The sequence below is a fragment of the Longimicrobiales bacterium genome, assembly GCA_029245345.1.
Classification (GTDB): Bacteria; Gemmatimonadota; Gemmatimonadetes; order Longimicrobiales; family Gaopeijiaceae; genus CALFPJ01.
The window spans coordinates 138,076-161,573 of record JAQWPM010000019.1 but is presented as its reverse complement, the minus strand read 5'-3'; the positions used below and the strand labels follow the sequence as shown (position 1 = coordinate 161,573).

The 23,498-nt window shown below is 61.2% G+C and carries 21 protein-coding genes; 18 read left to right on the top strand and 3 right to left on the bottom strand.

Annotated elements, in window-relative coordinates:
* The first annotated feature begins 13 nt into the window (after positions 1-13).
* The 9 genes from groES (at position 14) to P8L30_10675 (ending at position 11,897) form a co-directional block, all read left to right on the top strand.
* Positions 14-316 carry a co-chaperone GroES gene (groES, locus tag P8L30_10715; GenBank protein ID MDG2240664.1) on the top strand — a complete coding sequence of 101 codons (303 nt, stop codon included), beginning with the start codon at positions 14-16 and terminating at the stop codon, positions 314-316.
* Between the two features lie 31 nt (positions 317-347).
* Positions 348-1,979 carry a chaperonin GroEL gene (gene groL / locus P8L30_10710; GenBank protein MDG2240663.1) on the top strand — a complete coding sequence of 544 codons (1,632 nt, stop codon included), beginning with the start codon at positions 348-350 and terminating at the stop codon, positions 1,977-1,979.
* Positions 1,980-2,067: 88 nt separating this feature from the next.
* Positions 2,068-2,598 carry an adenine phosphoribosyltransferase gene (locus P8L30_10705; protein ID MDG2240662.1) on the top strand — a complete coding sequence of 177 codons (531 nt, stop codon included), beginning with the start codon at positions 2,068-2,070 and terminating at the stop codon, positions 2,596-2,598.
* Positions 2,591-2,713 carry a hypothetical protein gene (locus P8L30_10700; GenBank protein MDG2240661.1) on the top strand — a complete coding sequence of 41 codons (123 nt, stop codon included), beginning with the start codon at positions 2,591-2,593 and terminating at the stop codon, positions 2,711-2,713. Before P8L30_10705 ends, P8L30_10700 begins: the two co-directional genes overlap by 8 nt.
* A gap of 48 nt (positions 2,714-2,761) precedes the next feature.
* On the top strand, positions 2,762-5,221 hold the full coding sequence (locus tag P8L30_10695; GenBank protein MDG2240660.1) for a DUF1592 domain-containing protein: 2,460 nt from the start codon (positions 2,762-2,764) through the stop codon (positions 5,219-5,221).
* Positions 5,222-5,230: 9 nt separating this feature from the next.
* On the top strand, positions 5,231-6,640 hold the full coding sequence (locus P8L30_10690) for a DUF1552 domain-containing protein (protein ID MDG2240659.1): 1,410 nt from the start codon (positions 5,231-5,233) through the stop codon (positions 6,638-6,640).
* Between the two features lie 7 nt (positions 6,641-6,647).
* Entirely contained in the window at positions 6,648-8,486 is a 1,839-nt protein-coding gene (locus tag P8L30_10685) for an ankyrin repeat domain-containing protein (GenBank protein MDG2240658.1), read from the top strand.
* A 91-nt stretch (positions 8,487-8,577) separates the two neighbouring features.
* Positions 8,578-11,688 (top strand): hypothetical protein, encoded by a 3,111-nt coding sequence (locus P8L30_10680; GenBank protein ID MDG2240657.1) that lies wholly within the window; start codon positions 8,578-8,580, stop codon positions 11,686-11,688.
* Between the two features lie 5 nt (positions 11,689-11,693).
* Complete coding sequence (locus P8L30_10675) at positions 11,694-11,897, top strand: hypothetical protein (GenBank protein ID MDG2240656.1); 204 nt, start codon at positions 11,694-11,696, stop codon at positions 11,895-11,897.
* Positions 11,898-11,945: 48 nt separating this feature from the next.
* On the opposite strand, the gene P8L30_10670 is transcribed toward P8L30_10675, so the two are convergent.
* The 3 genes from P8L30_10670 to P8L30_10660 are packed head-to-tail and all read right to left on the bottom strand — an operon-like array spanning position 11,946 to position 13,863.
* Entirely contained in the window at positions 11,946-12,578 is a 633-nt protein-coding gene (locus tag P8L30_10670; protein MDG2240655.1) for an SCO family protein, read from the bottom strand.
* Positions 12,575-13,129: a hypothetical protein gene (locus tag P8L30_10665; protein ID MDG2240654.1), complete on the bottom strand. Its 555-nt coding sequence runs from the start codon at positions 13,127-13,129 to the stop codon at positions 12,575-12,577. Before P8L30_10665 ends, P8L30_10670 begins: the two co-directional genes overlap by 4 nt.
* The gene (locus P8L30_10660) at positions 13,126-13,863 is read right to left on the bottom strand and encodes a YHYH protein (protein MDG2240653.1); all 738 of its coding nucleotides are present in this window, start codon (positions 13,861-13,863) and stop codon (positions 13,126-13,128) included. The genes P8L30_10665 and P8L30_10660 overlap by 4 nt, the downstream gene beginning before the upstream one ends.
* Positions 13,864-14,070: 207 nt before the next feature.
* On the opposite strand from P8L30_10660, the gene P8L30_10655 reads away from it, so the two are divergent.
* From P8L30_10655 to P8L30_10615, 9 genes are all read left to right on the top strand, one after another.
* Complete coding sequence (locus P8L30_10655) at positions 14,071-15,507, top strand: serine hydrolase (GenBank protein ID MDG2240652.1); 1,437 nt, start codon at positions 14,071-14,073, stop codon at positions 15,505-15,507.
* Between the two features lie 322 nt (positions 15,508-15,829).
* Positions 15,830-17,752 (top strand): threonine--tRNA ligase, encoded by a 1,923-nt coding sequence (thrS, locus tag P8L30_10650; GenBank protein ID MDG2240651.1) that lies wholly within the window; start codon positions 15,830-15,832, stop codon positions 17,750-17,752.
* A gap of 304 nt (positions 17,753-18,056) precedes the next feature.
* On the top strand, positions 18,057-18,569 hold the full coding sequence (gene infC, locus P8L30_10645) for a translation initiation factor IF-3 (GenBank protein ID MDG2240650.1): 513 nt from the start codon (positions 18,057-18,059) through the stop codon (positions 18,567-18,569).
* A gap of 47 nt (positions 18,570-18,616) precedes the next feature.
* Complete coding sequence (gene rpmI / locus P8L30_10640) at positions 18,617-18,817, top strand: 50S ribosomal protein L35 (GenBank protein MDG2240649.1); 201 nt, start codon at positions 18,617-18,619, stop codon at positions 18,815-18,817.
* A 13-nt stretch (positions 18,818-18,830) separates the two neighbouring features.
* Positions 18,831-19,199, top strand: coding sequence for a 50S ribosomal protein L20 (gene rplT, locus P8L30_10635; protein MDG2240648.1), 369 nt, complete (start codon positions 18,831-18,833; stop codon positions 19,197-19,199).
* Positions 19,200-19,351: 152 nt separating this feature from the next.
* The gene (gene pheS / locus P8L30_10630) at positions 19,352-20,374 is read left to right on the top strand and encodes a phenylalanine--tRNA ligase subunit alpha (protein ID MDG2240647.1); all 1,023 of its coding nucleotides are present in this window, start codon (positions 19,352-19,354) and stop codon (positions 20,372-20,374) included.
* Positions 20,371-22,779, top strand: coding sequence for a phenylalanine--tRNA ligase subunit beta (gene pheT / locus P8L30_10625; protein ID MDG2240646.1), 2,409 nt, complete (start codon positions 20,371-20,373; stop codon positions 22,777-22,779). Before pheS ends, pheT begins: the two co-directional genes overlap by 4 nt.
* Entirely contained in the window at positions 22,760-23,071 is a 312-nt protein-coding gene (locus P8L30_10620; GenBank protein MDG2240645.1) for a hypothetical protein, read from the top strand. Before pheT ends, P8L30_10620 begins: the two co-directional genes overlap by 20 nt.
* Entirely contained in the window at positions 23,068-23,373 is a 306-nt protein-coding gene (locus P8L30_10615; GenBank protein MDG2240644.1) for a cell division protein ZapA, read from the top strand. The genes P8L30_10620 and P8L30_10615 overlap by 4 nt, the downstream gene beginning before the upstream one ends.
* Positions 23,374-23,498 lie beyond the last annotated feature (125 nt).

Below are 23,498 nucleotides of genomic sequence, written 5' to 3'. Positions count from 1 at the left end.
AGGAGTATGGCCAATGGGTAACGCCGCGAATGAGGTCAAGCCACTTGCTGACCGCGTGGTCGTAATGCCGCTCGACGAAGCCGAGCAGATGCGGGGTGGCCTCTACATCCCCGATACGGCGAAAGAAAAGCCCTCCCAGGGTGAAGTCATCGCCGTCGGTCCGGGAAAGCTCTCTGATGAGGGTGCCCGGCTCGAGATGGACGTGAGTGTTGGCGACAAGGTGCTGTACGGGAAGTACAGCGGCACCGATGTCACGCTGGGCGGTGAGGAATACCTCATCCTCCGCGAATCCGACATTCTCGCCATCGTTCCGTAACGCAATCGCAATCGACTAGGAGATACGAATCATGGCAGCTAAAGAGCTGGGATTCGACGTCGAGGCGCGTGCGCGTCTCAAGAATGGCGTCGACAAGCTTGCTCGGGCCGTGAAGGTCACGCTCGGGCCGAAGGGTCGTAACGTGATTTTGGACCGGAAGTTCGGTTCCCCCACGGTTACGAAGGATGGAGTTTCGGTCGCGAAAGAGATCGAACTCGAGGATCCCATTGAGAACATGGGTGCCCAGATGGTGAAGGAAGTCGCCACCAAGACGTCTGACGTCGCTGGTGACGGAACCACCACCGCAACCGTGCTCGCTCAGGCGATCTTCGGCGAAGGGCTGAAGAACGTTACCGCCGGTACGAACCCGATGGGCATCCGTCGTGGAATCGATAAGGGTGTTGAGATCGTCGTCGAGGGCCTCAGGGCACTCTCCGTCGAGACGAAAGGCAAGAAGGAGATCGCACAGGTCGGCGCGATCTCGGCGAACAACAACGCTGAGATTGGTGAGCTGATTTCTGACGCGATGGAGAAGGTCGGTAAGGACGGCGTCATCACGGTCGAGGAAGCACGTGGCCTAGAGACGACGCTCGAGACGGTCGACGGCATGCAGTTCGACCGTGGTTACCTCTCCCCGTACTTCGTGACGGATCCGGAGCGGATGGAAGCGGTACTTGAGGACCCGATAATCCTCATCCACGACAAGAAGATCGGCAGCATGAAGGATCTTCTCCCGATTCTCGAGAAGGTCGCGCAGATGGGTAAGCCCCTTCTGATCGTCTCTGAGGACGTCGAAGGCGAGGCCCTGGCCACGCTCGTCGTGAACAAGCTCCGCGGAACGCTCAAGGTTGCCGCTGTTAAGGCACCTGGCTTCGGTGACCGTCGTAAGGCCATGCTGCAGGACATCGCTGTCCTGACGGGCGGCCAGGTCGTCTCCGAGGAAGTCGGCTTCAAGCTCGAGAACGCTGTCGCCACCGACCTCGGTAGTGCCAAGCGTGTCGTGATCGACAAAGACAACACGACGATCATCGACGGTGCGGGCGAGAGTGAGCAGATCAAGGGCCGGATCGACGAAATCCGTGTCTCGATCGATAAGTCCACGTCGGACTACGACCGCGAGAAGCTCCAAGAGCGTCTCGCAAAGCTCGCCGGTGGTGTGGCCGTCATTAACGTCGGTGCCGCAACCGAGACCGAGATGAAAGAGAAGAAGGCTCTCGTGGAAGATGCACTTCACGCGACACGTGCGGCTGTTGAAGAGGGCATCGTCCCGGGTGGTGGTGTTGCCTTGCTTCGCGCGCAGGCGAGCCTGAACGAGACCACGCTGGACGAAGATGACGAGCAGGTCGGTCTGCAGATCCTCGTTCGTGCGCTCGAGCACCCGATTCGTCAGATCGCGACGAACGCAGGTGTTGAGGCCAGCATCGTGGTCGAAAACGTCCGTAACGGTGAGGGCGCCTTCGGTTACAATGCGCTGACCGACGAGTACGAGGACTTGGTTAAGGCTGGCGTGATCGACCCGACTAAGGTCGTTCGCTCAGCGTTGCAGAACGCGGCTTCGATCGCGGGTCTGCTTCTCACCACGGAAGCGGTTGTGGTGGATACGCCTGCTGATGATGCACCGCCGGCAATGCCGGGTGGTGGTGACATGGGTGGGATGTACTAGCCCAAGCAGTTCTAATGGGTACGAACGCGGCCCGGTCACCGAAAGGTGGCCGGGCCGTTGTTCGTGCAGGGTCGTCTTATCTTCCGGCATGTCTATCAAATCCTATATCCGCACGGTCCCCGATTACCCGAAGCCGGGAATTCTATTTCGGGACGTGACCGGACTCTTAGAGAACGCTGCCGGACTGCGGGAGGCCGTCGACGCCATCGTGGCTCGTTACAAGGACCAACCGGTCGACCTGGTCGCCGGCATCGAGGCCCGTGGCTTCATCTTCGGGACCGCCGTGGCCTATGCGCTCGGCGTCGGCTTCATTCCCATCCGAAAGGCGGGGAAACTCCCTGGTGACGTGATCGGGATCAATTACGAACTCGAGTACGGCACGGACAGGATAGAGGTCCACGTCGGAGCCATCCAGGACGGGAACCAAGTACTACTGATCGACGACTTGATCGCCACCGGCGGGACAGCGATTGCTGCGCTTGAGCTGATTCGCCGGTCCGGAGGGGTCGTGCCCGAAGCGTGCTTCGTGATCGACCTGCCCGACCTAGGGGGCGCGGATCGGCTCAGGGCGTCAGGGTGCGAAGCCCACGCGCTCTGCGCGTTCGAGGCGAATGACTGAAGAAGCCGCACGAATCCTCGCGGACTGGATCTCGATCCGAGCAGCTCCGGACTCCTTGATGGGCCTCCCCGACATCTGGAGACACCGTGGCCTGGTTCGATACCGCAGGGTATAATATCAGCTGTATGATTACACGGATGCGGGCCCGTTCGGAGGCTGCTGAATGAGAATACTCACCGCCATGTCGGCGCTAGGCGTGGTGCTAATTGTTGCGAGTGAGTCGATCCCTGGTGCCACAGATCATCTGGTTCATTCCGCGACCCTTATCGGGGTGGGCGAGGCCACGGACGTATCCCTCGAGGAGAACGAGGTTGTCCAGCAGTATTGCGTTCGTTGTCACAGTGACCGTCGCCTTACGGGTAATCTCTCTCTAGAGGGCTTTGACGCCTCGGCCCCGGAGACCAACGCTGTCGTGGCCGAGCGCATGGTGCGGAAGCTCCGAGCCGAGATGATGCCTCCGCCCGGGGCTCGGCGCCCTTCGGGTGACACGTTGCTCCGTTTGGTGGAGGGACTGGAAGCGCGCTTGGACGCGACGGCGGCTGCGAATCCGAATCCGGGCGCACGCACGTTTCAACGCTTGAATCGGGTCGAATACGAAAGGTCCATTCAGGACCTTTTGGCACTGAACGTGGACGCGGGGGCATACCTGCCGCTCGACACGAAGAGTGCCAACTTCGACAACATCGCGGATGTGCAACTGCTGTCCGCGACGCTCCTCGATTCTTACATGAACGCGGCCAGTGAGATCAGCCGACTTGCCGTGGGTGATACGGAAGCGCTGCCGAGCACCTCGACGTACACGAATGCGGGATACGTGACCCAGTGGGACCGCATCGAGGGGGCTCCGTTCGGGACTCGGGGTGGAATCTCCGTCTCGCACACCTTCCCAGCGGACGCTGAGTACGTCTTCAACATGGCGTTCGAGCACACGACGACCGGTGGCTTCTTCGGGGGAACGACCGCTGGAGAGCAGATCGAGCTGTCGGTGGACGGCGCCCGCGTCCAACTCCTCGATGTCGATCGATGGATGGACGTATCGGACCCGAACGGGGCAAACATGCGCTCCGAGCCGGTGTTCATCCCGGCGGGCCCACATCGAGTGACAGCGGCGTTTCTCCAGCAGAGCGAGGGGCCCAAGGAGGACTTGGTCTCCCCCCACGAGTGGTCGCTGTCAGACCGTCAGGTGGGCGTGAACGGATATGGGGTCACCGCAGTCGCGCACCTCAAGGACCTGGCCGTGGTCGGACCCTACAACGTGCAGGGTGTATCGGACACGCCGAGTCGCGACAGGATCTTCACTTGCCGGCCGGCGTCTCGTGCAGAGGCGCGCCCGTGTGCCGAGAACATTCTGACTCGACTTGCCCGACGGGCCTTTCGCAGACCCGTAACGGGCGCGGACATCGACGGCTTGATGGGCTTCTATGAGATGGGCGAATCCGAGGCCGGATTCGAGCGGGGCGTCCGCACAGCCCTGGAGGCCATGCTCGCCAGCCCAGACTTCGTCTTCCGTTTCGAAGAGCCGGCTGGGGCGATCACGCCGGGTCAGCCGTACCGCCTGAGCGATGCGGCCGTGGCCTCGCGGTTGTCGTTCTTTCTGTGGGGTACGCCGCCCGACTCAGAACTTCTGGCCTTCGCGGAGCGGGGCGCTCTGAGCGATGAGGACGTGTATCAGAGTCAGGTCCTACGCATGTTGGCCGACCCGCGGGCTGAAGCGCTCGGCACCCGTTTTGCTGCTCAGTGGCTTCGGTTGGACGACTTGGAGAAGGTCCATCCGGATCGTCTTCTTTTCCCGGATTTTCATCAACAGTTGGCTGACGCCATGCGGCGGGAGACTGAACTCTTCTTCAGTAGTCTCGTCCGAGAAGACCGCAGTGCGCTGGACCTATACGCGGCGGACTATACCTATTTGAATGAACGCCTGGCCAAGCACTACGGGATCGATGGCGTGACAGGTGAGCACTTTCGGCGGGTCGAGTACCCTGACGAAACCCGCCGGGGCGTATTAGGGCATGGGAGTGTGCTCACGCTCACGTCGCACGCTGGGCGCACCTCACCGGTGCTTCGTGGCAAGTGGGTCATGGAGGTGCTTCTCGGAACGCCCCCGCCACCGCCGCCACCGGGGATCCCAGATCTGGAAGAGACCGAGGCCGCCGAAGACGGCCGTTTCCGGACGACACGTGAGCGGATGGAGATCCACAGCGAGAACCCGACATGTAATTCATGTCATCGATTCATGGATCCAATCGGCCTGGCGCTCGACAACTTTGACGTGACGGGGCGGTGGCGCATTCGCGAGAACGGAATGCCGCTCGACACACAGGGGAAGCTTTACGACGGCACCTCGATCACGAGTCCGATGGAGCTGCAGCGTGCTCTCGTCGCTCGGCCGATTCCGCTCATTCGGACGTTCACCGAAAACCTCATGGCCTATGCCCTGGGGCGCCGTGTTGAACACTTTGATCAGCCGACAGTGCGCGCAATCGGAGCGCGGGCAGCCGGTAACGACTACCGCATGTCAGAATTCATCATGGGAGTGGTCACGAGTGACGCATTCCTCATGCAGCTTGCACCCGACGTAGAGACGGACGGAATCACCAGTGGCGCCGCACAGCGGCATCCATAGGAGAGTCAGATGGACTTCATCACCGGCAAGCACCTTCCCAGGCGGACCTTTCTGAAGGGTATGGGTGCAACCGTCGCGCTGCCGCTCCTGGACGCGATGGAACCAGCGGGGCGCGCATGGTCGAAGCTTCCTAAGCGTGCGGATCCCGCACGCCTTGTGGCCATCGAGATGGTACATGGTGCGGCGGGCAGCAATGAGTGGGGTGCAACGCAGAATCTGTGGGCTCCGGCACAGGTCGGCGCCGACTTCGATCTGGCGCCGTCCGCGCTGAGTCCGCTGGACGCCTACCGCGACTACCTGACGATCGTCAGCAACACCGATGTGCGTATGGCAGAAGCGTTCCAGCCGACTGAGATCGGGGGCGATCACTTCCGCTCGAGCGCAGTCTTCCTCACACAGGCGCATCCGAAACAGACGGAAGGATCCGACGTGCATGTCGGCACGTCCCTCGATCAGCTCTACGCGAACCGCTTCGGTCAGGATACGCCGATCCCGTCCATGCAGCTCTGCATCGAGAACATCAATCAGTCGGGAGGCTGCGCGTACGGGTACACCTGCGTCTACACCGACTCCATCAGTTGGGCTTCTCCTACCGAACCGCTCCCTGTCATTCGTGATCCCCGCGTGGCGTTCGACCAACTTTTCGGGGCAGGCGGAACGCCTGAGGAGCGCAACGCCCGCAGGCGCACAAACAAAAGCATTCTGGACTGGGTCACAGGACGGGTCGCTGCGCTCCGCACACAGCTAGGGCCGACCGATCGGGAGCGGCTGGATCGTTACCTCGAAAATGTGCGTGAAATCGAGCGACGTATTCAGGCCGTGGAAGCACGCAACATGAGCGGAGCCCCGCGCGAGCTCCCGGAAGCCCCAGCGGGTGTTCCGGATTCGTTCGAGGAGCACATGCGCCTCATGTTCGATATTCAAGCCTTAGCATTCGCTTCCGACGTGACCCGCGTCTTTTCACTAAAAATGGGTCGGGACTCGTCAGCTCGCGTGTATCCGGGGAGCGGCTCGGACCGACCCTTCCACCCGGCCTCACATCATGGTGGACGCGAGTCGGCGATCATGGAATTCTCAAAGATCAACCAGTACCACGTCAGCATGCTGCCGTACTTCCTGGATCTGTTGAAGGACCTCGAGGAGGGTGACTCGAACATGCTCGACAAGACCATGATCATGTATGGCTCGCCCATGGCAGACGGGAATCTGCACAACCACCGGAGGGCCCCGCTAATCGCGCTGGGGAAAGCCAACGGTGCGCTCGAAGGCGGATTGCATCACAAGGCACCAGACGGAACCCCCATGGCCAACGCGATGCTCAGCATGATGCACGGCCTGGGGATGGACGACATGGACAGCTTTGGCGACAGCACAGGTGAGTTCACACTAGGGTCTACTCCAGGGTCGTCGCGCGGGTGATGTCCTCATGAGTCTCGCCGGAATCCGCCCCAGTGCGAGGTCGCTTGGGGCTCTGTGTCTCGTGTTGGTGCTGACGGCGGCGGGGTTAGTGGACACTTTGCCTGATGCGGCGCGCGAGGGTGACGCGGGCGAGGTGCGGGCGCTCCTTCAGAACGGTGCCGATGTCAACGCAGCTCACGCCGACGGCATGACAGCACTGCATTGGGCAGCCGAAGCGGGACACGCAGAGATCGCCCAGATCTTGTTGTCTGCGGGGGCCGACGCGGAGTCCGTGACCAGACTCGGAGACTACACCCCGCTCCATTTGGCCGCCCGGAACGGACACGCCGACGTGGTGAAGGCTCTCCTCGCATCAGGAGCGGATGCCAATGCTGCAACCACCGCTGGAGGAGCGACCGCGCTGCACTTCGCAGCCTCTGCTGGGAGCGTCTCGTCCGTCGAATCTCTGTTGGAAGCCGGGGCTTCTCCGAACGTACGTGAGTCCAGCTGGGGGCAGACGCCGCTCATCTTCGCGGCAGCCCGGGGGAGGACGGCTGCGGTTGAGGCCCTCCTCGAAAGTGGCGCCGACCCGAGCCTGACCTCTCGGGTGCTCGATCTGCCAGAGCGGTACGCCGAGGACGACGCGGCAGAGGAGCGGCGCGACGAAGTGCTCGCTGAGTTCCGGGCCGAAGCGGGGCCTGATGCTCGCGACTGGCGTCCGACACCGAGTCAGGTGCAGGCCGCCGTCGTCGCCGCCCGTGCGCCAGTCGCGAGCCCTGAAGAGATGGCAGCGGCTGAGCGGGCACTCGAGGCACGACTAGAACTGGAGGCGGCTGAAGAAGCGGCGAATCCCCAGCAGGCGCCGCCCACACAGGTGGCGCCCCAGTCGTTCGTTCAGGTGGTGGGGACGCTCGGCGGAATGTCCGCGCTTCTCCACGCAGTACGGGACGGCCATGGGGCGGCCGCCGTCGCGTTGTTGGATGCAGGTGCAGGTATCGATCAAGCGAGCGCCGGGGACGGTACGACTGCCGTCACGAGCGCGGTGATCAACGGGCACTTCGACCTCGCTCTGGAACTCCTGGACCGCGGGGCCGATCCCAACCGTGTGAACGCGGGCGGGATCGGGCCACTGTTCGCGGCGCTGAATACACACTGGGCACCCAAGGCGAGGTATCCGCAGCAGCAGGCGTACCGCCAGCAGCAGGCGACGTATCTCGAGGTGGCCGAAGCACTACTCGCCGCCGGAGCAGACCCGAATCAGCGCCTGGCGAAGCACGTGTGGTTCATGGAGTACACGTTCAGCCAGCTCAACATCAACATGACGGGTGCGACGCCGTTCTGGCGTGCTGCACACGCATTGGATGTCGAGGCCATGGAGCTTCTTGTGGCACACGGAGCGGATCCGAACATCCCGACGATCAAGGTGCCATCTCGGCGCCGGTCGTCCGGGGGTGGCGATCTCTCGGGTTTACCGGCAGTGGCTGTCGGAGGCCCGGGTGTCTTCCCGATCCACGCGGCTTCCGGTCACGCCTACGGATCGGGCTACGCGGGAAACTCTCACCGGCATGTGCCCGACGCGTGGATGCCTGCCATTCGGTATTTGGTGGAGGAACACGGCGCAGATGTGAATACCAGAGATGCCGCTGGATACACACCGGTGCATAACGCGGCCGCCCGGGGAGACACAGAGATGATCCAGTACCTCGTGGCGCGCGGGGGTGATGTCTTGGTGGTGAGCCGGGTTGGCCAGACCACGGCAGACATGGCCAACGGGCCGGTGCAGAGGATCCAACCGTTCCCTGAAGCGATCGCGTTGCTCGTGGGACTCGGTGCGAAGAACAACTTCAACTGCTTGAGCTGCCAGTAGATCCTATGACGGGTGGGGTCTCGCCCCCCTGATCCGGACGGCATAGGATGGGACAGTCGCCACCCTAATGACCGCTATCGAGGTTCAAGTCATGCTTCGCGCGCTCCGCTCTATCGTTCTTTCCGTTCTCGCCATCGCTACGGTGATGGCACCCGCCCCGGCCCAGGTCAGTCCGGACCAGTTCGAGTCCGCGACGCAGGCGCTGAAGTGGCGCGAGGTTGGCCCGACCATCATGAGCGGACGTGTGTCCGACTTGGCTGTAGTCGAGTCCGACCCGCGCATCTTCTATGTGGGCACGGCCACAGCGGGAATCTGGAAGACCGAAAATGCCGGAATCACCTTCGAGTCGCTCTTTACGGACGAGGTTACCGCGTCGATCGGTGATGTAACGGTGGCTCCGTCGAATCCGAACGTGGTGTGGGTCGGCACGGGCGAGCCGCAGAACAGGCAGAGTTCTCCCTGGGGAAACGGGGTGTATCGTTCGATGGATGGCGGACAGACTTGGAGCCATTTGGGTCTTGAGAATACCCACCACATCTCACGCATTCAGGTGCACCCGAGGGATCCCGACGTCGCTTACGTCGCCGCGATGGGGCACCTGTGGGGTGCGAACGCCGAGCGGGGTGTTTATAAGACCACGGACGGCGGGGCCACGTGGACCCATGTGCTCTTCGTGGATGAGAACACAGGCAGCATCGATTTGGTCATGGACCCCAATGACCCCGAGACGCTTTTCGCCGCCATGTATCAGCGGCAGCGTCGGGCGTGGGGCTACAATGGCGGTGGCCCTGGCAGCGGTATCTACCGGACCTACGATGGCGGCTCCACATGGACGGAAGTGACCGAGGGCCTTCCGGAGGGCGACAAGGGGCGCATCGGGCTGGATATCTACCGCCAGGACGGGAACCTTGTCTGCGCCATGGTCGAGGCGGACTCGCGGGCACCCGGTTCCGGACGCGGTGGCGGCGGTGGTGTGAGGAACAACGGTGTCTACTGTTCGACCGATCGCGGGGATAAGTGGGAGAAACGCAGCGACACCAACAATCGCCCGATGTACTACTCCCAGATCCGCATCGACCCGAACGACCCGGAGCGCATGTATTCGGGTGGCTCGGACATGTTCAGGTCATCCGATGGTGGGCGGACATTTACTAACGATGGTGCGGATGGTGTCCATTTGGATCACCACGCCATCTGGATCGATCCGTCTGACTCGGATCACATCCTGCTGGGATCAGACGGCGGTGTCTCGGTGAGCCGGGATCGTTCCGACAACTGGTTCCAATTTCGCAATCTCCCGCTCTCGCAGATGTACGAAATTGGCGTGGACATGCGCGATCCGTACCACGTGTGCGGCGGACTTCAAGACAATGGCTCATGGTGCGCACCGTCGGACACCTGGTCGAACCAGGGAATTCGTACGCGGGACTGGTACAACGTCGGGAGTGGTGACGGCTTCTTCACTGTGATGCACCCGACTGACCCCACAATCATGTTCGCTGAGTCTCAAGGGGGAAATCTGACTCGGGTGGACCTGACGACAAACGAGCGCGCGCGACTTCGGCCGATCGGCAGACCCGATGCCGAAGGCGAGATGCCTGATCTCCGCTGGAACTGGGATACCCCGGTACTGATCTCGGCGCATGACGCGAGCACGGTCTATCTGGGATCGAACGTCCTATGGAAGTCGACTGATCTTGGGCAGACATTCGCGCCGATCAGTGGAGACCTCACGCATGCGATCGATCGCGAGACGCTTAAGATCATGGGCGTGCTGGGCGCCGAGGCTCAGATCTCACTCAACGATGGACAGTCGAGCTACGGCAACCTGACGGCGATCGGTGAATCGCCGCTGGATGCTGGCCTGATCTATACCGGTGCAGATGACGGACGCTTGAACGTGACCCTGGACGGTGGCGCGACGTGGACAGATATCACTGGAAACGTCGAAGGCCTGCCGGCGAACACCTATGTGACTCGACTCGTCTCCTCGCATGCAGATGCGGGGACGGTGTATGCCGCGTTCGACGGCCACCGATCTGATGATTTCGCTGCTTATGTGTACGTGAGCACCAACTTTGGTGAAGACTGGGACCTCGTGACGAACGGGCTTCCCATGTCCTCTGTCAGCGCGCTGGCGCAACATCCCGACAACGCCGACCTCCTCTTCGTCGGGAACGAGCGGGGTGTCTACACTTCGATCGACGGGGGCATGGCATGGATGCCGTTACGGGCGAATCTCCCGACTGTCCCGGTTGATGACATCAAGATCCACCCGCGTGACAACGATCTCGTGATCGGGACCCATGGACGCGGTATCTGGATCATGGACGACATCGGGGTCCTCGAAGAGTTGGACGCATCGGTCATGGCTGCACCGGTACATCTCTTCGGCACACGCCGTGCGACCTCGTACAACCGGTACACGCCGCAAGGATGGACCCCCGGGATCTTCGCTTCCGAAAATCCTGCCATGGGTTCACGGATCCGGTACTGGCTCACGAGTGAGATGGACGACGTCTCGCTTCAGATTTTAGACCCCCGCGGCAACTTGGTGCGCGAAGTCGAGGCCTCCGGAGAGGCGGGTCTGAATGAAGTCATGTGGGACCTGCGCCTCCAGACTGAAGGAGCAGATGGCGAGCTGCTCGACCCAGGACCGCGAGTAATGCCGGGCACGTACCTCGTGCGCCTCGAAGCAGGGGACGTAGTCGTCGAAGGTGAGGCGTCCGTGCGGCTCGATCCGCGTTCATCCATGTCGCGCGACGTCATTGCGTCTCGCCATGCGGCAATGATGTCCTCGTATCGGCTCTCGGGGCCGGTGCAGAAGGCGGGACAGGCGATGCGTTCCGTTGGTGAACAACTCGATGCACTCGACGCGATGTTGGAGGCAGCTGAGAACTCCTCCGACGCCTTAGCTGAGCAGATCCAGAGTGTGCGGGATGCGCTGGATGAGATCGGCAATGAGCTCGATGACGTGTCAGGTGGCGCCAACGTCTGGGGCCGCATTCAGGGGGTGAGCGGACCCGCTACTGCGGACGCGGCGTGGATGATCGACGCAGGGTGGGACCGTGTACCAGCGGTGATCGCTCAGATGAATTCACTGATGTCTGGGGACGTCGCGGCGCTGTACCGCACGGCGTATCAGGACGCGACCCGTCCGGCTCTGCCGGGGACGATCGTCATGCCGAGCCGAGGTCGCTGACCGAAATGGCACGGTTCGTAGAGTCCGACCGGCTCTGGCCGCTCCTGGCGTTCTTCGCAGGGGCGGTCGTGGTCATGATCGGCGCGGACGTTGCGGTTGACATCTCGACCGCTGCGCCGGGCACCGTGTGGATCGTGGTCGGGGTCTGGTTCGTGGTCACGCCATTGGGTGCGTGGGGGATTTGGAAAGGCGGCAAAAGGCAGGACTAACATGACCGATGACCTGCAGGATGCCCCACGGCCTCGCCGAGCGCGGATCTACTCCTGTTCAGACAACAGGGTTTCGATGTCCTCGAGGAGGCGGTCCATCTCGAGTTTCAACGTGCCCGTGTAGAGACCTCTTATGTGCCCTTGTCCATCCAGTAGGGCGACGGCTTCGGTATGGATGAGATCGTAACCGCCCAGGTCTCCCGGCGTGGAGCCGACGTCCACGAAGTACCCGTCGCGGGCGAGCGCGGATATCTCAGCACGGTCGCCCGTGAGAAGGTGCCAACGGCGAGCATCGATGTCGTTCAACTCTGCGTATCGCGCCAGCGTCTCTTGAGAGTCCACCTCGGGCATCACGGAATGGCTCAGGATCACGAGTCGATCGTCATCTAGATACTGCGCCTGCACACGTGCCAACTCGTTCTTGAGAATTGGGCACACTTGGGCGCAGCTACTGAAGAAGAAGCTGGCCACCACGACTCGACCATTGACGTCGGACTCCGTGATGGGTTCACCGCGTTGATCTGAAAGCGCGAAAGCTGGGACCGTGTGGGCGGCGCCAGACTCTTCGGTCGTGAGCCACTCAGGCGTGAGTTCCGCCGAGTTATAGTAGGGAAGATCCTGAACAGAGCCCGACGCACATCCAGTTGCTACCAGGGCCAATGCGAGTAGAGGCGCTCTCATGTCGAGGTCTCTTCCACGCAGGCTTTGCTCCCAATCAGCCCGAAACGTCGGCCGTCTCGGACGACGTAGTTCGCACGTAGAGACCCGTCCGTGTACCACATCCTCTGGCTGCCTTCTTCGACGCCGGCCTCGTAGGTGGCTTCCCGGTAAAGCCTCCCGCCTGGAAACCACTCTCGTGCGACGCCTTCCAGAAGGCCGTCACGAAAGGACTGTTCGGACTTGATCTGACCGTCGGAGTACCACTCCCGGTGTTCACCGCGTTCGCGGCCGGACACGTAGTCACGTAGGAAGGCGATGCTTCCACTGGCGTACCATCCGGTGCTTTCCCCGTGCCGCAGGCCGGCCCGGTAGGCCGTTTCCTTGCGTGTCCGGAAATCGTCGGCTTCCGTAGTGACGACGCCGGTGAAGGGAGTCCCATGAAGATGGAGCAGCCCAGCCACCTGTTTCAGTCCGTCCGCGTCCGAAGCAACGACTTCGAGGCCGGTCGCCGCGGTGAGACCGAGCAGCCCCACCGCGAGTGCTAGCCCGCCGAACCAAGGGCGCACCTTCACGAAACCGATCCCTGTGTGCCAAAAAACCCGTTCCCGTTGATGTAGGGGTCTTCAAGCGTGATGTGGTAGTGATATGTGCCGTCCGGGTAGTCCGCCTTTACGCCGGTGTGCCCGTGGTAGTCGTCAAGGTCTCCGTTCGTGACGACTTCTCCGTTCTCCTCTGGGCCGTAAACCGGAAAGCCATCGAGCAAAAACCCGACGAGGCTCTCCTTACCAGCCTGGAGGGTGAGATAGAGCGGCTCGATGTGGTAGTGGTACTGGCCCGTTTGTTGGGGATGCCCGTTGTATTGATCGAAGGAGTTGATCTCAAACGTCAGGGGCCGATTCGGCCCTGCGTATTGGTTGAAGAGCGGGACGCCGTTCACCGCCACCCCGATTGCGCCTAGGGGGGTGGCGCTAGGGTTTGAACTGGCCTCCGGCGCGATCGGGATGCGGAACGTATACGACTGCTCCGCAATCCGGTTCGGGTTCAGGGCGAACTGAATGTTGGGACCGTTGTATGCTTCGTACTGCGAGTGGCTGGCATTGAAATAGGGGCTGCCGTGGGCCGGGATGCCGTCGCTTCGAATGACGACCATGTTTCCGTCTACGCTGATCTCGATTCCATCCGCGAAGTTCAGAAACACCGTTGGGACGTCCATAGTGATGCCTGTTGGATCTGATTCGCTCGAGCCACACGCGAACAGGGCTACCAGGACTGTCAGCGCCGTGCCCAACCTCATCTTCACCTTCATCGCGGTCTCGCTGATTCTAGATCAATGTTTCCCTACGTGCTTAGAAGCACCGAGACCAGGAACCGTTAAATCAACTCCGGTCCGGACCGAGATTCGTGATTCGCGACGGACGACCTTCCGGCCCATACTCAGGGCGAGTGATGACGCCTGAAGTGCCTTGTGAGCTGCCTGGCCCATCCCATGAACTCCCGATTTCAGAGAGACGTCATGAAGCGAGTGCTGATTCTGACAACCGCGACCCTTGCCGCCGTGGCGTTGGCTCCCTTGGGCGCGGTGGCCCAGTGGCCTTCAGACGATGCCGAACCCGCCGAGTTCAACCTGGCGATGAACGCCAAGATCATGTGCTCCGGCGTCTTCATGCAGGGGCGTGATCCTGAGGTTCACGCCTATGCCGACCTGCAACGCTTTGCTCACTTCGGGTGGGGTGACGACTTCACGTACGCAGTGGACAAGGAAGCGGGTCGGGTCACAATGAGTGCCCCAGGGGTCCCGGACCGGGTCGCCCAATTCAATGGTGACCAGGGCTGCAGCATCCTCCCGCGTGGCGCGGAAGACGTGTACTTCGAGTCGTCTGAAGTCGGGGCCGAGTGGCCCATCACGAACTGGCGTCTGTGGCCGATGGGAGATCGGCTCCCGGATGAGCCACTTCCCAGTGAAATCGACCGAGATGCTCTGAACACGGCACTCGACTTTGCGATCGCGAACCATGAACACGGCCAGAACACCCGGGCCGTGGTTGCGCTCTACAAGGGGCAGGTGATCGGGGAGCGGTACGCCACCGGTACCCCGGCCGAGATGCCGCACATCTCATGGTCCCAAGGGAAGAGCATCACCGCGGCGCTGATTGGTGTTCTCATCCAACAAGGGGAATTGACCCTTGATCAACCGGCGCCCATCGCCGAGTGGAACGAGAGCTCTGACGACCCACGCTCCGCGATCACGATTCGCAACTTGCTGAACATGAGCAGCGGTCTGGACTTCAATAATTTCGGGCTAGGGCGGGAGGAGTCCCTCTCCACAGAGAACCATCATTTCCGGATCTACTTCGACGGGATCAACGTCTTTGATCACGCGGTGAGTTTCCCACTGGAGGCTGAGCCAGGCGAGCGCTGGGAATACCTGAACTCGGATCCGCTGACCCTCGGAAGAATCGTGCGTGAGACGGTTGAGGCGCGTGGGCAGGACTACCACTCGTTCCCGTGGACAGACTTCTTCGACAAGATCGGGGTCAAAAATGCAGTACTAGAGACGGATGCCTGGGGCAACTTCATTCTGACGGGCTACGACTATATGTCCGCCCGCGACTGGGCCCGCTTCGGCCAGCTTCACCTTCAGGACGGAATGTGGGGTGAGCAACAGATCCTTCCCGAAGGGTGGAGTGATTTTGTGAGCACACCAGCTCCGGCTAGCACGAACAAGGGTTACGGCGGACTCTTCTGGCTCAACGCTGGCGGGGTGATGGATCGGCTGCCTGCCGATGCATATTGGCCTTCCGGATTCATGGGCCAGATGACGATGATCGTGCCGTCACGAGATGTGGTGGTCGTGCGGCTCGGCCCGAGCCCGGGCGGATCAGACGGATATATGAACAAGGTCGTTGGGTACATCCTGGACGCGATCGGGGAGCCTGAGGGAGGGAGATGAAGGGACGAGCGGTCGTGCGCTAATGGGCGATCTGTGGCCATCAGCGGGCCCGGTTGACCCCAATGGGCGATCCCGTCATCGTACAGCCACAACGATTCAGGGGAGAAAAGTGCGATGTACGCACGGCATACGACCGCAACGACTACCACGGGCCGGACCACCGGCCCTGGGGCGGCGTGCGTCACTTGATCTGAATCCAAGGAAGACGCAAAACGCGGCCCCGCACGACGGGTGCCGCGTTTTTTGTTGCAGGCGTGGCACCCGGGATTCGTAACTCGGAACCACACAACCAAGGAGGGGACTGAACGGTCCCCAGAGAACCATGTCCAGCGAACAGATCAAGATCACGCTTCCCAACGGCGACGTCCTCGACATGGAGCATGGCTCCACGGCGGGTGAAGTGGCTGCCGCGATTGGCCCGGGGCTCGCTAAGGCTGCTGTGGCAGCGGTTGTGAACGGTGAGACGGTGGGATTGATGGAGCCCATCGAGGGGGACGCCACGATTTCGATCCTCACGGACAAGAGTCCTGGGTCTCTCGATGTTCTTAGGCACTCGGCCGCGCACATTCTTGCGACGGCGGTCCGTGAACTACGCCCAGGCGCTGGGATCGGCTTCGGCCCCTCGATCGACGATGGTTTCTACTATGACTTCGAGGTGGACGCTCCATTCACCCCGGAAGATCTTGAGGCCTTCGAGAAGAAGATGGCCGAGGTCATCGATGCGGATCAGCCGTTTGAGCGCCGACAGGTCGACAAGGCAGAGGCTCGTGGGCTTTTTAGCGATGACCCGCTCAAGCTCGAGCGGCTCGAGGAGTTCGACGACGACGAGGTGATCACGGTCTATGAGAACGGACCCTTCTTGGATCTCTGTAAGGGCCCGCACCTCCCAAGTACGGGCAAACTGAAGCATTTCAAGCTGCTGTCCGGGGCAGGTGCGTACTGGAGAGGCGACGAGAAGCGCCAGATGCTCCAGCGCATTTACGGGACGGCGTTCCACAAGAAGCCGGACCTGGAAGGCCACCTCCACATGCTGGAGGAGTCCAAGAAGCGGGATCACCGGCGTCTTGGCCGTGAGCTCGACTTGTTCCAGTTCCATCCGGTTTCGCCGGGTTCGGCCTTTTGGACACCTCTTGGAACCATCCTCTACAACACCCTCGAGGAATTCGTGCGGGAACGGCAGAGGGAAGACTTCCTTGAGATCAAAACACCGCTCCTATACACGAAGGAGCTGTGGGAGCAGTCAGGGCACTGGGGGAAGTACCGTGAGAACATGTTCATGGTGCTGAACAATGAGTCGGGCGAGCACGACGCGTCGCTCAAGCCCATGAACTGCCCGTCACACCACCTCTTCTACGCATCACGGACGCACTCGTACCGCGAGTTGCCTCTCCGTTTTACGACGCTAGACGTGCTTCACCGCAACGAGTTGTCCGGGGCGCTCTCTGGTCTCACCCGCGTGCGCCAATTCGCCCAGGACGACTGTCACGTATACCTGCGTGAGGACCAGATCGCGGAGGAGGTCGAATTCCTGATGGACTTCATCCTCAGCCACTACGACACGTTTGGCCTGAAGTCCTCGGTGAAGTTCGCCACGCGACCGGAGCAACGCATTGGGAGCGACGAACAGTGGGACTCCGCGGAGGCCGCCCTGAAGGAGGCCCTGGAGGCCACGGGTCGCGAATACGAGGTAGAGGAGGGTGACGGAGCCTTCTACGGGCCGAAGATCGACTTCCACGTGACGGACTCGATTGGCCGGAGCTGGCAGCTCGGTACGATCCAGCTCGACTATAACGCTCCAGAGCGCTTCGACCTCTCCTACGTGGGCAGTGACAACACGGCGCACCGACCCGTGGTCATCCATCGTGCGGTGTGTGGGTCCTTCGAGCGTTTCATCGCCATCCTGATCGAACACTATGCCGGGGTCTTCCCAACGTGGCTCGCTCCGGAGCAGGTGCGCCTTATGTCTGTAGGTGAGCACTGGGACGACAGTGCCCTCTTATTGCTCGCGGATCTCAAGAAGGCCGGCGTGCGTGCTACGCTGCAGTCCCGTGAGACGCTCGGTTACAGGATTCGTGAGGCTGAGACTCTCAAGATTCCCTACATGGGCGTCGTTGGGGAGCGCGAGGCGGCCGACGGCACAGTTGCAGTGCGGAAGCGGGGTGCGGGGAAGAAGCAGGAAGTGATGAGCCGGGGTGATTTTATCGCCTCCATTGTCGAAGAGATCGAGACTAGAGCGCTCTCGTAAGGGTCCTGTGGTGGTCCCGTCGCAGGAGAAACGGCTTAGTCCCGCGCCATATGTTTGGTGCCAGAGCGAAACCGTTGACCTGACATGGGAGTCTGGACAGATTGTTCCTCCACCCTCAGGGGTGGATCACAATTAGGAAGAGGGCCGCGTTGACCTGCGGTTCCACCTTCAGGGCTCTTCGGAGCTGACTTGAGGGTCGCGAGGGTCGGCGTTTTCGGGCTGCTCCGAACGCTCTCCCTAGTCGCGGCCCGAGATGTATTCTCGGGCCTTTTTTTGTAATCGACTTCATCGGAGGTAGCTACAAATCAGCAAGGAAAGAGTCCGCGTAAACGATCAAATCCGGATAAGCCCAATACGGCTCATCCAAGACGATGGCGAACAGATCGGTATCGTCTCGATCGACGAAGCTCGGGAACGGGCAGGCGTGCGAGGAATGGATCTGGTAGAAGTGGCGCCCGAGGCCCGGCCGCCCGTGGTCAAGATGATGGATTACGGCAAGCACAGGTACGAAGCGCAACGGGCCTCCCGCGAAGCGCGGAAAAGGCAGCACACGATCAAAGTGAAGGAAGTGAAGTTCCGCCCTGGAATCGAAGATCACGATTACGAATTCAAGGTGGGACACGCCAAGCGATTCCTCGGTGAGGGACACAAGGTCAAGCTGACCATGATGTTCCGAGGACGACAGATCACTCATCCCGAGATTGGGCTCGAAGTCCTTTCCCGAGTGATGGACGAGCTGGCGGAGCTTGGCAAAGTGGAGTCACAGCCGAATATGGAGGGACGGGTCATGTCGATGGTCGTGGCCCCTCTTAAGTAAAACCGAGCCTCTGGTCCCAATAGGGAACAGATACAGAAGAGACTGATATGCCCAAGATGAAGACCCACCGAGGTGCCGCGAAGCGTATTAAGCGCACGGGTACCGGGAAGCTGAAGAGGATGCGGGCCAACAAGAGCCACATCCTGACCAAGAAGAGCACGAAGCGGAAGCGCCGCCTGCGGCAGTCCGACCTCGTCGCTCCGGCTGATGCGAAGAAGCTCAGACGTATGCTCCCCTACGGCTCTTAAAGGAGGCTGAACTATGCCTAGGACTACAGGTGCCGTACCGCGGAACCATAGAAAGAAGAAGATCTTCAAGGCTGCCAAGGGTTATTTCGGCGGCCGGAAGAACCTTTATCGCACTGCGAAGGATGCGGTGGAGAAGGGTTGGGAGCATGCCTACCGGGACCGCAAGGTAAAGAAGCGGAACTTCCGGCAGCTGTGGATCGCGCGCATCAACGCGGCGGCCCGTCAGCATGACATGCCCTACTCCAAGTTCATTAGTGGGCTCAAGGAGGCGGGGATTGAGTTAGATCGTAAGGCGTTGGCTGACCTTGCGATTCGCAATCCTGACGCATTTGCGGCTGTCGTGGACCAAGCGAAGGCGGGCCTCGCGGCGAAAGCCGGCTGATCCCCGAAGTCGTTATGGTCCACAGGGGCTCCACGGCGTATGCCGTGGGGCCCTTTGTGCTGCCTACCGAAATGCGATCCTAGGATTGCAAGACTCATGACCCCGGATAGCTTTCGTCGCAGAAGGCGAACATCCCGAAAAGTGCTTGTGAAATGACCGATCAAACCCCGATTGAAGCCCTGAAAGCGCTGGAGGCAGAAGCGGTCGCGGCTAGCGCAGCGGTGACCGATCTCGAAGCCCTAGAAGAGGTGCGCATCACCTACTTGGGCCGGAAGGAAGGGCGTATATCCCTGATTCTGCGGGGATTGGGCGGAATGTCAGCCGAAATGCGACCCAAAGTCGGCCAGGAGGCCAACCGGGTTAAGGGCGCCGTCTCAGAGGCTCTGGAGTCCCGGGAACGCGAACTCGCCGGGCCAGCTAGCGAATTGGGCGCGGATCTCACGCTCCCAGGGCGTTCGACTTGGGGTGGCGGACTGCACCCGATCACTCAGGCCGTAGACGAGATCTTCGACATCTTCCGCGACCTTGGCTTCACCCGTGCGCGCGGCCCCGAGGCTGATACGGAGTGGTACAACTTCGAGGCACTGAACACGCCGTTGGATCATCCGGCGGCAGACGAACAAGACACGCTCTATCTAGTCGATTCGGTTTTGCTCCGCAGCCACACATCTCCAGTGCAGATGCGCACCATGGAGAAGCATGAGCCGCCTATTCGCATTATCGCACCGGGTTGGGTCTACAGACGGGACACCTACGACGCGACCCACACACCAGCGTTCATGCAGATCGAAGGCCTTGTGGTGGATGAAGGCATCAGCTTCGTGGACTTCAAGGCTACGTTGGCTGAATTCGCCCGTCGTTATTGGGGTCCTGGCACACAGACGCGCTTCAGGCCCTCGTTCTTCCCATTCACCGAGCCGAGCGCGGAGGTCGACGTGAAGCGGGTCATCACCCGGCCAGACGGGACTCAAGAAGAGACCGACTGGCTGGAGATCATGGGCGCCGGCATGGTGGACCCCGCGGTACTCGAAAACGCGGGCTACGACTCCGAGCGATATACGGGTTTTGCCTTTGGAATGGGACCTGCCCGTATCGCCATGCTCAAACACGGTGTGGATGACCTTCGCACCTTCTTCGAGAACGACGTTCGCTTCCTCGCCCAGTTCGGCTCATGAACACTTCGTATCGTTGGCTTACTCAGATGGTCCCCGGCCTCACGCTGAGCCCTGAGGACCTAGCGGAGCATCTCGCCCTGCGGGGTGCCCCTGTGGAGTCGATCACATCTCCGGGGGCAGATCTTCGCGACATCGTCATGGGGCAGGTGGTCACGCGCATTCAGCACCCAAATGCTGATCGCCTCTCGTTGTGCACCGTGGATGGCGGCGACGGAGTGGTTTCGGTCGTATGTGGCGCCCCCAACGTGGAAGAGGGTGCGTGGTATCCCTTTGCTCCAGTCGGGGCTGTCTTGCCCGGTGATTTCAAGATCAAGAAGGCCAAGATTCGTGGTGAAGTGTCCCAGGGTATGTTGTGCTCCTCCAAGGAGTTAGGACTTGGGGTGGAACACGATGGCATTCTGAAGGTCGATGGTGCGTTCACCGCCGGAGAATCCTTCGTCGACGTCATGGGGCTGAACGACGCCACGCTGGATGTGGAGATCACGGCCAACCGCGGGGACCTCTTGTCTCACATTGGCGTGGCCCGGGAACTCGCTTCAGAAGGTGAGGGGCGTGTCATTCTTGCTGACATCCCTGGAGACCCTGGTATCGCGCCGGAATTCGAGCGAAACAGCCCGGAAATCCAGGTTGGCGCTGTCTCGATTCGAATCGATGACGCAGATCTCTGTTCTCGCTACCTCGGTGCGGTGATTCGAGGGGTGAAGATCGGCCCGTCACCCGCTTGGTTGCAGGAACGGCTGCGCGGCGCGGGGGCTCGGCCCATCAACAACGTCGTCGATGCCACAAACTATGTGATGCTGGAGCTTGGTCAGCCGCTCCACGCCTTCGATCTTAATCGTCTCGATGGCCAGAAGATCGTGGTCCGACGCGCATCGTCCGACGAAACGTCATTCACGACGCTGGACGACGAAGAGCGGAAGCTCACCTCGGACATGCTCATGATTTGTGACGGCTCCCGCCCGATAGCCATCGGTGGGGTCATGGGAGGGCTGCATTCCGAGGTCGAAGACGACACCGTAGACATCCTGCTGGAGTGCGCGATGTTCGACCCGAAGTCGATCCGTGCCACCCGTCGCAAGCTGGTGATGTCAACCGATGCGTCGTATCGGTACGAACGTGGTGTCGACCCCGAATCCATGGAACTGGCGGTCTCTCGGGCCGTTGCCCTCATTCTGTCGACGGCTGGCGGTTCGCTGGACGGCTCGGTCTTGGACTGTAGCCCGGGCGCTTTCGAGGCTCAGACGGTGGATCTCAGGCTGTCACGGATTGGTCACCTATTAGGCGTCCCGTTTGAATCGGCTCAGGTCACCGATTTGTTGACGCCTCTTGGCTTCGATGTCACAGGCGAGACCGAGGGGGTGCTCCATGTCCGTGTGCCCGGATTCCGCAGCTACGATGTGACGCGTGAGGTCGACCTGATCGAAGAGGTCGCTCGTTCGTTCGGGTACGATCAGTTCCCGTCGGATCTCGGGCCTTTCCGGCCCGGAACCGTGCCCGATCACCCGCTGTTCAAACTCGAAGACGAGCTGAGGCGTTCGCTCGCCGCGAGCGGGCTCTATGAGACGCAAACGCCAGCGTTCGTGCCCGAAGGTGAGGGGGACGTACTCGTGTCGAACCCTGTCACCACGACCGAGCCATACATCAGACGCGCTGTCCTTCCGTCGCTGATACGACGAGTCGAGTACAACCTCGCTCGTGGGAACCGGGATGTACGTTTCTTCGAGATCGGTACGTCGTTCCAGAAGACGGAAGCGGGTGCTCCTCCGCATGAAGAAACGCACCTCGCAGCCATCGTGACCGGACGACGTGCGCCCGCTCACTGGTCAGGAGACTCCGCTGCGCTAGACCTTTGGGATATGAAGGCCATCTTGGAGGACACCATTCGGCGCGCTTACGCCGGCCAAGCCCACGCCTCGCCATTTTTGGAGGAAGTGGTGCCGTACCAAGCGGGGCACATCCTCGAGGTGCGGACCGCTGATGGTACTGTCGTCGGTTATGGAGGAGTGCTGAATCCAGAGGCTGTGGACGCGCCGGTGTGGGCTGGAGACGTACTCGGCTTTGAGATCCAGCTCCCGGGGGAGCCTGTGGCGAACGAGCCTGTGGTCTTCGATCCGATGCCGCAGTATCCGGCGTCTGAACGTGATCTCGCGCTGATCGTCCCACAGGGTGTCGCGTCGCAGCAGGTGGCCAATGTGGTTCGAGAAATGGCCGGAAAGCATCTCGAACACGTCGAATTGTTCGACGTATATAGGGGAGAAGGTGTGGCCGATGAGGCCTCGTCGCTTGCGTACCGCTTGCGCTTCCGGGCGAAGGAACGGACCCTGAAGGACAAGGAGATCGACCGGGCGGTAAAGGCGATTCTCGGACGACTCAAGGAGGCGTTGGGTGTCGAACACCGAGGGTAAGGGCGATCAGCCCGACAGGGTTGCATTCGCGGAGTTGGAGGGGATCGTCACGACGGTCCTCGATCAACTGGTTCAGGCCAAGTCGCGGGCGGACGACGCTGAGGCAAAGAGCGTCGAGATGGAGGAGATCGTCCGGCGCTTCACGGGTGATGAGGGAGAAGCGGGTCGCCTCTTGTCTCAACTCGGCTCACTTCAGGATGAGAACACGGACCTGAAGCAGCGTCTCAAGACCGGTCGAGCGGGCATTGACCGACTTCTCGCCAAGATCCGTTTTCTGGAGGGACAGCGATGAGCGCTGAAAAGGCCTCGGTCACCGTTCGGATCGCCGGGGAAGAGCATACCATTCGGGCGAATGCGGAACCGGAGTGGACCAAACGGTGCGCCAAGCTCGTAGATGACCGGATCCATGAAATCCGCATGTCGGCTGGGCTCATCGAGGGTCACAAGGCCGCCATCCTCGCCGCACTTTCGATCGCGGATGAGTGTTTCGAGGCCATCGACGAGCTTGAGAACGCGAAGAGGGAAGTCGCTTCTCGGGCAACCAATCTGACCCGACGCATCGAAGCTGAGATCGGGACCGACGACACCGAGTAGGCGTGCCCAACTTGCGTGCTTCTTCAGCCGCCGCCTATTGTGATTCCACAATCGGTGCCTCCCGTCACTTTTATCGACGCATGGTCGGGACGGGGGGATCCACTACGCTCACCTTCGGTGCTCTG

Coding starts and splice junctions, on each gene's coding strand:
- groES (MDG2240664.1), top strand. CDS start 14: ATGGGTAACGCCGCGAATGAGGTCAAGCCACTTGCTGACCGCGTGGTC.
- groL (MDG2240663.1), top strand. CDS start 348: ATGGCAGCTAAAGAGCTGGGATTCGACGTCGAGGCGCGTGCGCGTCTC.
- P8L30_10705 (MDG2240662.1), top strand. CDS start 2,068: ATGTCTATCAAATCCTATATCCGCACGGTCCCCGATTACCCGAAGCCG.
- P8L30_10700 (MDG2240661.1), top strand. CDS start 2,591: ATGACTGAAGAAGCCGCACGAATCCTCGCGGACTGGATCTCGATCCGA.
- P8L30_10695 (MDG2240660.1), top strand. CDS start 2,762: ATGAGAATACTCACCGCCATGTCGGCGCTAGGCGTGGTGCTAATTGTT.
- P8L30_10690 (MDG2240659.1), top strand. CDS start 5,231: ATGGACTTCATCACCGGCAAGCACCTTCCCAGGCGGACCTTTCTGAAG.
- P8L30_10685 (MDG2240658.1), top strand. CDS start 6,648: ATGAGTCTCGCCGGAATCCGCCCCAGTGCGAGGTCGCTTGGGGCTCTG.
- P8L30_10680 (MDG2240657.1), top strand. CDS start 8,578: ATGCTTCGCGCGCTCCGCTCTATCGTTCTTTCCGTTCTCGCCATCGCT.
- P8L30_10675 (MDG2240656.1), top strand. CDS start 11,694: ATGGCACGGTTCGTAGAGTCCGACCGGCTCTGGCCGCTCCTGGCGTTC.
- P8L30_10670 (MDG2240655.1), bottom strand. CDS start 12,578: ATGAGAGCGCCTCTACTCGCATTGGCCCTGGTAGCAACTGGATGTGCG.
- P8L30_10660 (MDG2240653.1), bottom strand. CDS start 13,863: ATGAAGGTGAAGATGAGGTTGGGCACGGCGCTGACAGTCCTGGTAGCC.
- P8L30_10655 (MDG2240652.1), top strand. CDS start 14,071: ATGAAGCGAGTGCTGATTCTGACAACCGCGACCCTTGCCGCCGTGGCG.
- thrS (MDG2240651.1), top strand. CDS start 15,830: ATGTCCAGCGAACAGATCAAGATCACGCTTCCCAACGGCGACGTCCTC.
- rpmI (MDG2240649.1), top strand. CDS start 18,617: ATGCCCAAGATGAAGACCCACCGAGGTGCCGCGAAGCGTATTAAGCGC.
- rplT (MDG2240648.1), top strand. CDS start 18,831: ATGCCTAGGACTACAGGTGCCGTACCGCGGAACCATAGAAAGAAGAAG.
- pheS (MDG2240647.1), top strand. CDS start 19,352: ATGACCGATCAAACCCCGATTGAAGCCCTGAAAGCGCTGGAGGCAGAA.
- pheT (MDG2240646.1), top strand. CDS start 20,371: ATGAACACTTCGTATCGTTGGCTTACTCAGATGGTCCCCGGCCTCACG.
- P8L30_10615 (MDG2240644.1), top strand. CDS start 23,068: ATGAGCGCTGAAAAGGCCTCGGTCACCGTTCGGATCGCCGGGGAAGAG.